Genomic DNA, 8,438 nt, shown 5'->3' on the forward strand with positions numbered 1-8,438 from the left:
CCGCCCTGGCCCCCGCGCCCCGCGGGGCCGCTGCCCGAACCGTAGCGGACTTCCTCCGACCTGCTTGGCTCCTGGCCCTCATCCCCGGCGGGCCGCTACAGATACCGGACGCGGACGCCGGGACCGAGATCGCGCGTACCCGTGACGACCTGCCCCGTCCCCACCTCGACGGTGAGGCGGGGATGGGCCGGGCGGCCCGCCAGCGAGGACAGATCCAGTGGACCGGGCACCGGGCCTTCGCACATGCCGAAGAACACCGTGCTGAGTGAGGGGAGCGCGTTGAGGGGACTGAGATCGGCCGGGAGGCCACAGAGGTAGAAGCCGAGATGCTTCGCCCGGAGACCGGCGGCCGGGAACGACCGAAGCTGCTCGGTCAGATCGAATCCGGCCAGACGCAGCCGCTCGACGCCGAGGAGCGGGGCGGAATCCATGAGACCGCGCATTTCCCCCGAGCCGTCGAGCGACAGATAGTCGAGCGGCCGGAGGCGGTCGAGGAATCCCAGATCGGGATCGGCAGGCAGTTCTCCGAGCGACAGTCTGGTCAGTGACCGCGGCAGCGGGAGCTGGTCCAGTGGAGGCAGCGGCGACCAGTAACTGAGCTGCAGACACTGAAGTCGGGTGAATCCCTCCAGCACGTTGACGCCTCTCAACGGCCCCCTTCCATTGACCGAGAGGTCCGTCAGCTCCGGGCGGTCGGCCAGCGGGCTGAGGTCGTTCTCGTCCATCAGCTGATTGATCGACAGCCGGGAAAGCGGGGGCAGCTCCTTGAGAGCGTCGAGTCCCGAAGTGAAGGGGTAGTTGATCCCCACCTTCCGCGCGGACCGCAGTCGCGTGGCCGCGCTCCACTGGCTGGGATGGGAGAGGCCGAGGTGGACGTCCTCCAGCGGTAGCCGGGCCAGCACCCGCCGGGCGTACTCATCGGGGTCGAAGTACTTCCACGCGTTGACGAGCTCCTGCTGCACCCAGTCACGCCCGTCCTCCGCGTACCCGGTCAGCAGACCCAGCGCCCCCTCGCCGCCGATGAGGGCCGCGGTGCGCACCGCCGCCCGGGCGGCGGTCTCCGTCAGGTCGCCCAGCGAGCGCGGCAGCCTGCCGAGCACCGGCTCGCCGACGGCCGCCAGCGAGGTCGCGTCGCTTACGCGCCGGGGCGGTACCAGTACGCCCAGGTTGTGGTCCAGCCGCCCGGTGAGCCCGGTGGGGACCGACTCCATGGTCTCCAGGCAGGAGGCGGCCAACAGCCGCAACGCCCGCGCATGGCGGCGCTCGGCTCCCGCGCGGTCGAGGATGCCGGTGACCAGTTCCTCCCGCTGGCCGCGGTTGGCATGGCCCGCGGCCATGATGATGGTCTCCCGCCAGGTGTCCAGATGGGCCCGCTCGATCAGATTGCCGATGCGGTCCTCGACCGCCGCCTCCTCTCCCGCCAGATACTCCTGGAAGCTGCGGTGCAGGAAGTCGACGCGGTCGTCGGCCGGGGCGCGCAGCACTCCGGAACGGGTCACCAGATGGTCCAGGACCGGTCCGCCCTCCACCCCCAGATGGCGCATCGACCGCAGCTTGGCCGTGACGTGGTCGAGCGCCTTCTCCCGGGCGATCTCGCTGCGGTTGTTGTCCGACAGCCGCCACGCCAGATCGCGCAGCAGGCACAGCTTGTCGGTGAGGCTCAGCGTTACGTCCATGGCGCTGGGCACCCCGCGTTCCGCGTCGCGGCGCTGCACCAGCAGCTCCAGCGCGATGCGGTACAGCTCCATGCGGTTGCGCGGCAGCCGGCTGCGCCGCCCCAGGTGCAGCGCGCACAGCAGGGCGGCCAGGAGCGGGTTGGCGGCGAGCGCGCGCAGATGGGGCCGGTCCTGGAGGCTGGTCACAAGCGCCCGCTCGTAGTGCGGCAGTTCCTCGGGCGCGCAGGGTGCCTCGCCGGAGTGCAGCTGTACGGCCTGGTGCCACTGCCGTACGAAGGCGCGCAGGTCGGCGGGGGTCATCCGGTCCAGGCCCACCGGGGCGAAGCCCTCCGATCGGAGCCAGTCGCCGTGCGCGGCCGTCGGCCGGGTCGTCACCACCGAGCGCGTGTCCGGGTAGGCGCTGAGCAGGAGCCGAAGCCAGTCGCGGACCTTGCGCCGCTCGCTCGCGACGAGTTCGTCCAGCCCGTCCACCAGGAGCAGCACCCGGCCCGCCTGGAACTGGCGGTCCGCCCAGGCGGCGGGCATATGGCCGGTCAGCGGCCCGGCGGTGACGTCCAGCAACTGCTCCAGGCGCGGCAGCTCGCGGTTCGCGTAGTGACGGAGCTTGACGAGGACGGGGACCAGGCCGTTCCAGTCGGCCAGATCCCCGCCGAACGCGCCCCGCGCGGCAGTGACGGCCAGCCAGTTGAGCAGCGTGGTCTTGCCCGAGCCCGCCTCCCCGCGCAGCAGGACGCGCGGCGACTGCCGCAGCGCCGCCTCGACCCGTACGCTCGCCGACGCCTCCTGCTCGGCCCGGTCCCAGTCGCCGATGCCCGTCCGTATCCGGTCGGCGGACCCGTCGGCCGTCCGCCGGGCCGCCCGGCCGTCTCCGTCCGTGCTGACCCGCAGACTGATGTAGGCGACGGACAACTTGGTGCGCGGGGCCTGACCGGCCGTGAAGCTGAACAGCTCCACCTCGTCCAGGGTGCGGCTGAGGAACTCCAGGTACTCCCTGCGGAAGGCGGCGTCCTGATCCGCCCCCTGCGGCGCGTACAGCGATCTGACGGGGAGCCGCTCCAGCACCCGGCTCAGCTCGGGGCCGAGCTCGCCGACCCGCCCCAGCAGTTCGGCGATCCCGCGCTCGGTGAAGACCGGGAGCCGCTGCAGGATCCGCACGTAGCAGTCGCAGCACTCGGCCAGCACCAGCTCGTAGAAGTGGGTGGCCGCCTCGCCCAGCCCGGCGGGCGGGGGAGCGGAGGCCCGCACCCGGCGGGCCAGCTCGGCGGGGTTGGCGTCGGACCCGAGGATCGCCTCGTCGGAAAGGTCCGCGCGGCCGAAGGCCGCCGTCACGGCGTCGAGCGCCGCCTGCCGCCCGCCCTCCTCCAGACCGCGGAACTCATGCCCGCACATGGGCTCCAGCCGCGCCGCCACCGCATCCGCGATCTGCTCGAACTGCCGCTCCACGCCCCGCTGCGCCCGCAGCCCCGGCACCCGCCGCCGGACCAGGGCGGACATTTCCATCCGGCTCTCCTGCTCGCGCCGGCGCGGCTCGAGCCATAACCGCACGACGCGGGTCGCGACCGTCCGCCCGAGATTGATGGCAGCTGCCTCAGCGCTCACTCCGCACACCCCTTTCTGGGCGCACCACTCTGGCACCGATCCGGTTCCGGCCGGCCATCGCCGCCTGACGGCCCGGCGGATTCCGGCTTCCCATCAGCCTAGGAACCGGGACCCCTGCGGCACGGCGGTTCCGCTTACGCCCAGTCAACTACCCCGTGGGGCACGGGAGGCCGGGACGCCCCTATGTGGTGGCAGGCGGGGCGGTACACCGAGGAGGAGTTCGTCCCCGGCAGGGAAGCGCGCCGCGCCACCCTCCTCCCCGGTGACCACGATGGCCAACCCGCCCATCGGTCCCTGGGTGGTCGACGCCTCCTTGACCGTGCGCCACTCGCCGTCGTAGCCGATCACATCACCCGGATCGATCAGGGCAGCGCGCTTGGTGGGCAGGCTTAACCGTTCTTGTCGGCGGGCCTGATGCGGTCCAAAGGGGCTTCCCACCTTCAGAAGCTCCCCGGTGTGCTGGCCGACGGGACCAACTATGCGCACGCCACCCAGTCGCCCGACGCCTGGACGCGCGTCGCCGACACGTACTCGGTGGCCAAGCGGGCGGGCGTGCCCTTCTGAAACTTTGGGGGAGTTCCCGGTCCGCCGAGGTGAGGCCGCTGACGACCGGCTCGAAGATCGCGGTCGCGCACATGACCTTCACCAACTCGCCGTACGCCTCGTCGGCTTTGTCTGAGAGCCTTTCGACGGTCGGCCACCGTCTGGTCGTCTGTCCTGGCAGCCATCTGGGCGGCCCGGCGCGCGTCCCGCTTCGGCGTGCTGCAGTCGATCAATGCGCAGTAGCATCGCGCAACATCCAACGAGGAAGGGCGAACCCACGTGGTGGACATGAAAGCGGCGGCGCGCAAGGTCTTTGACGCATACGACCTCGATGCCGACGGGCAGATAACCGCCAAGGAATACCAGCAGGTCGTCGCCGAGCTGCGCGGCGAGCACCTCACCGACGAACAGGCGCAGCGATTCATCGACGTACTCGACGCGGACGGCGACGGCACGATGTCGTTCGAGGAGTTCTGGGCCCCGATGCAGGGCGTCGCGGACTGACCACGGGCGTTCCGGTCACCCCGCGCGCGGCGCCGGGGCGGTGACGGAGGCGCAGTTCAGCACCATCGAGGGCGAGCGCTGCAGCAGCCACGCGAGAGCCGCCTGCTGCGGGCTGGCACCGAGGCGGGTAGCGACATCGGTGAGCGTCCGCGACTGCGGCGGGCTGAAGCCACCGAGCGGGAAGAACGCGGCGTACGCGATGTTCTCGGCGGCGCCCTCCGCCGATCCGGCGCGCAGCACGGCGATCGCCTGGTCGCGATCCTTGGGCGGTCCGAAGGCGCCGGGGTCGGCCGGCTGCGAGGACGCTGCCCATCCACGTTGGTGGGTCGAGCCGTCGCGCCGCACGCAGGGCCGGCCTGTGTGGAGACGGATATTTCGCCGGGGGGTGAGTTGGCCCTCCAAGAACGCACGGCTCAGTGGAAAGTGGTCCGCGCAACGGCGAAGGAGTCCGGGCGGGACCCGGATCGCCTCGAATACACGCGGTGGGCCGTGCCGCCGGACGACCCCGGCCGGGGGAAGGGCCGGCTTGCCCAGGTTGCTGGGCACCTCGCCCGGAACGCGCGGAGCACCGCCCCTGGCGTGACCGCTCATCCCGTCGGCTTCGGGAGCCCGATCGGGTTGGGGAAGGGGAGGGCGGTGGCGCAGGCGGTGGTGAGGGGGGTGAGGAGCCGGACCAGGGTTGCCGTCTGCTCGGGGGACAGCGGGCGCCAGGGGCGTTCCGCCGCTTGGTTCGTCGCGGTCTCGGCCGTGCGGAGCAGTGCGCGTCCGGGCTCCGTCACGGCGCCGTCCGGGGTGAGCAGGCCGCGGTCGGTCAGGCGCTGGGCGGCGGCGTCCCACTCCTGGTCGGTCCAGCCGCGGTGGGGCTGGAGCTCGGTGCGGGGGACGTCCACGGCGGAACGGAGGACGAGGGCTTCGCAGCCGTCGAGACCGGCGGCGACGAGGGCCGCGACATGGCCGTCGCCGCGGTGCTCGCGCAGCAGGGTCGCCGCGTGCCACAGCCGCTCGACCGGTTTGTCGGGAAAGTCCAGTGCGCCGTTCGCGGCGGCCAGCACCCGGCCGGAGCCGTCCAGGCCCGCCGCGCGGGGGACCAGGGCCTCGGCGGCACGCTCGACCTCGCGCTCGTGCCCGGCGAGCAGCCGGGTGAGGGCGGCCGCGGCGCCCGCGCGGCGGAGCTCCAGGGCGCGCTCGGGAGTGGTCAGGGACCAGATGTCGGGCAGGGCGCGGGCCACCATCGCGGGGGCGAAGGTGAAGAAGGACGCCACGACGGGCTCCGGCCCGACCGGTCCGAGAGGCGCGGCACGGCCCGCGAAGTAGCCGCGCCAGAAGCCGCGGAGCCCGGCGTTCTCGTACGCGGCACGGGCCTCCGGGGCGAAGTACGCGACCGCGTGGATCGGCTCGTAGAGGGCCCACATCGTGCGGGCGGTCGTCGCGGCGCTTGTGTTCATCGCCATGCTCCCTTCGGGGCCGACCTTCGGGACCGACCCGGGGCCGGATCACGACCGGCATTGTGCCAAGCTCACGGAACCTGGTGGTCCGGGTCGAACGTTGACCCGGATGTCTGGTTATGGCACCACCTGACACCACCTGATGTGAACCTCGAGGAGAGCGGCTGTGACCCTGCGGCAAGAGATCGTCGGCAACGCCATGCAGATGGCGGTCTGCACCCTCCACCCCGGGCAGACCGTCTACTGCGAGGCCGGAAAGTTCCTGTTCAAGACGTCGAACGTGACGATGGAGACCCGGCTGTCCGGGCCCGGCGGGGGCGGCGGGGGCGGCGGTCAGGCCGCCGGGGGCAATGGCGGCAGCGGCGCGGGCGGCGGTGGCATGGGCGGGATGCTGCGCCAGGCCATGGGCACCGCCATGCAGGTGGGGCAGCGGGCGCTGGCGGGGGAGTCGCTGGCGTTCCAGTACTTCTCCGCCACTGGTGGCGAGGGCACCGTCGGCTTCGCGGGGGTGCTGCCCGGTGAGATGCGGGCGCTGGAGCTGGACGGGACGCGAGCGTGGTTCGCGGAGAAGGACGCCTTCGTGGCGGCCGAGTCCACCGTGGAGTTCGGGATCGCCTTCCAGGGCGGGAAGACCGGGCGCAGTGGCGGTGAGGGGTTCATCCTGGAGGAGTTCACCGGGCACGGCACCGTGATCATCTGTGGTGCGGGCAACTTCATCGATCTCAACCCGGCCGATTTCGGCGGCCGGATCGAGGTCGACACGGGCTGCATCGTGGCCTTCGAGGAAGGCATCCAGTACGGCGTGGAGCGCATCGGCGGGCTCAACCGTCAGGGGCTGATGAACGCGGTCTTCGGCGGTGAGGGGCTGTCGCTGGCCACGCTGGAGGGCAATGGCCGGGTGATCCTCCAGTCGCTCACCATCGAGGGCCTGGCGAACGCCCTGAAGAAGGCGCAGGGCGGCGACAAGCAGGGGCCGACGGGCGGGATGTTCTCCACCCACGCGGGGTGACGAGGGGCCCGCGCCCCGCGCCCCCGGGACACCGCCTCTTACCCGCCCGCCACGTAGAAGAGGAAGAAGAGGAAAGCGGCGATGAAGTGGACGCCCACGAGGTAGATGAAGACCCGGACCGTGAAGCTCATCGGTGCCCGGTCCTCCTCGTTCGGGCCGGTCCGGGCCGGCGTCGCGGGGTTCATCGGGGCATCCGTCGCACTCATGTCGTTCCCGTCCTTCATGGCGTACCGGGCCTTCCTCGGCGAGCGGCGTCGCCGAGGCACAGCTCGGCCGCGCCGCTCTGCAGCAGCGTGTGGACGAAGAGCAGATCCACGCCGCCGGGCGAGGCGGCGGCGATGCGGTGCGGGGTGAGCGAGTCGAAGTGGGCCGCGTCGCCCGCGGAGAGGGCGTGTACGGTCTCGCCGAGCGTCAGCCGCAGCCGGCCCCCCAGGACGTAGAGCCACTCCTCGCCGGGGTGGACCCGCACCAGGTCCTCCTGGGCGGCGGAGCGCTCGGGTACGTGCAGCCGCAGCGCCTGCATGGCCCGGCCGGAGCCGCCGGCCTGCCAGTAGGTCCAGCCGCCCGCCTCCTGCGCCTCCATGCGGTCGGCCCGTACGACCGGGTCCCGTTCCGCGGGCACCTCGCCCAGCAGGTCGGATACCGTTGTTCCGTAGGTACGGGCCAGGGCCAGCAGCATCGGCAGCGAGGGCTGGCGGCGGCCCGTCTCCAGCCGGGACAGGTGCGCGGGGGAGAGCCCGACGCGATGGGCGGCGGCCTCGAGCGTCAGACCGCTGCGTCGCCGCAGGTCACGCAGGCGGGGAGCGACAGTGGGCAGCTCGGCGGACGGTCCGCCGGGGGCACCGTCGGCCGGTCCGCCCGTGGGCCACTCGGCGGGCCCGTGGGGGAGCGGGTTCATATCTCCGGTATAGCCAGCCCTTGACCTCTGAGGCAAAAAGTTTGCCTCAGAGGCAAGAAAGGCGAGAGGTTGCGCTTTCGTTACCTCTTCTGCCCCTTCGCGCAGCTCTTGTGAACTCCCGGAGAACGGCCGTCACTTGGCATTGACACGACAGCGTCTACGCGCGTCATGCTATGTCTATGACAATCCCCCCACGGATCGCCCGCATCGGTGCCCTCGGCGCCCTCGTCTCGACGCTGCTCATAGGCGGCGCGGCCACCGCGGCCACCGCCGTCACCCCGGCGGCATCGCAGACCGTTGCGTCGTCGCAGGTCATCGCCGCCGTTGGCGATATCTGCTACTCGGATCTGCCCTCCCAGGCCCATGACACCCTGGACCTGATCGAGAAGGGCGGCCCCTACCCGTTCCCGCAGGACGACACCGTCTTCCAGAACCGTGAAGGCGTCCTTCCGTCCCAGTCCTCCGGCTACTACCACGAGTACACCGTGATCACCCCGGGCTCCGACGACCGTGGCGCCCGACGCATCGTCACCGGTAAGCAGACGGACGAGGACTACTACACCGCGGACCACTACGCCTCGTTCGACCTGGTGGACCGCGGCTGCTGACGCGGACCACCGAAGACCGCCACCCCCCGCGACCGCGGCCCCGGTGACCCCCAGGGGGCCCCGGCCCCCGGGGGGTGCCCCCCCCGCCCCCCCCCGGGCCCACGACGGTGGACTCGCCCTCGGTGTGGAGGTAGCCGGTGAACTCGGTCAGGCCGG

Annotated in this window: 8 protein-coding genes and 1 pseudogene; 4 read left to right on the forward strand and 5 right to left on the reverse strand. The window is 71.9% G+C overall.

Annotated features, from left to right (window positions below; genetic code table 11):
- Positions 1-95: 95 nt before the first annotated feature.
- On the reverse strand, positions 96-3,275 hold the full coding sequence (locus ACFXB5_RS34120; protein ID WP_385215298.1) for an NACHT domain-containing protein: 3,180 nt from the start codon (positions 3,273-3,275) through the stop codon (positions 96-98).
- A 414-nt stretch (positions 3,276-3,689) separates the two neighbouring features.
- Here ACFXB5_RS34120 and ACFXB5_RS34125 point away from each other — a divergent pair, with 414 nt between their 5' ends.
- Positions 3,690-3,839, forward strand: a complete 150-nt coding sequence (locus tag ACFXB5_RS34125) for a hypothetical protein (protein ID WP_385215301.1) — start codon at positions 3,690-3,692, stop codon at positions 3,837-3,839.
- Between the two features lie 267 nt (positions 3,840-4,106).
- Positions 4,107-4,322 (forward strand): EF-hand domain-containing protein, encoded by a 216-nt coding sequence (locus ACFXB5_RS34130; RefSeq protein ID WP_385215358.1) that lies wholly within the window; start codon positions 4,107-4,109, stop codon positions 4,320-4,322.
- 57 nt (positions 4,323-4,379) lie between these two features.
- Here the strand turns inward: ACFXB5_RS34130 and ACFXB5_RS34135 are convergent.
- A pseudogene (locus ACFXB5_RS34135) lies at positions 4,380-4,535 on the reverse strand (oxidoreductase); the annotation flags it as partial.
- Positions 4,536-4,909: 374 nt separating this feature from the next.
- On the reverse strand, positions 4,910-5,767 hold the full coding sequence (locus ACFXB5_RS34140; protein ID WP_385215303.1) for a hypothetical protein: 858 nt from the start codon (positions 5,765-5,767) through the stop codon (positions 4,910-4,912).
- 166 nt (positions 5,768-5,933) lie between these two features.
- Between ACFXB5_RS34140 and ACFXB5_RS34145 the strand changes: the two genes are divergently transcribed.
- Entirely contained in the window at positions 5,934-6,776 is an 843-nt protein-coding gene (locus ACFXB5_RS34145; protein WP_385215306.1) for an AIM24 family protein, read from the forward strand.
- 38 nt (positions 6,777-6,814) lie between these two features.
- Here ACFXB5_RS34145 and ACFXB5_RS34150 read toward each other — a convergent pair whose 3' ends face one another.
- A complete protein-coding gene (locus ACFXB5_RS34150) occupies positions 6,815-6,982 on the reverse strand; it encodes a DUF6126 family protein (RefSeq protein WP_385215309.1) in 168 nt (55 codons plus the stop codon).
- 14 nt (positions 6,983-6,996) lie between these two features.
- Positions 6,997-7,674, reverse strand: coding sequence for a helix-turn-helix domain-containing protein (locus ACFXB5_RS34155; protein WP_385215312.1), 678 nt, complete (start codon positions 7,672-7,674; stop codon positions 6,997-6,999).
- 179 nt (positions 7,675-7,853) lie between these two features.
- Between ACFXB5_RS34155 and ACFXB5_RS34160 the strand changes: the two genes are divergently transcribed.
- Positions 7,854-8,282 (forward strand): ribonuclease, encoded by a 429-nt coding sequence (locus tag ACFXB5_RS34160; RefSeq protein ID WP_385215314.1) that lies wholly within the window; start codon positions 7,854-7,856, stop codon positions 8,280-8,282.
- The last annotated feature ends 156 nt before the right edge of the window (positions 8,283-8,438 follow it).

The organism is Streptomyces sp. NPDC059455 (assembly GCF_042750115.1).
Lineage (GTDB): Bacteria > Actinomycetota > Actinomycetes > Streptomycetales > Streptomycetaceae > Streptomyces > Streptomyces endocoffeicus.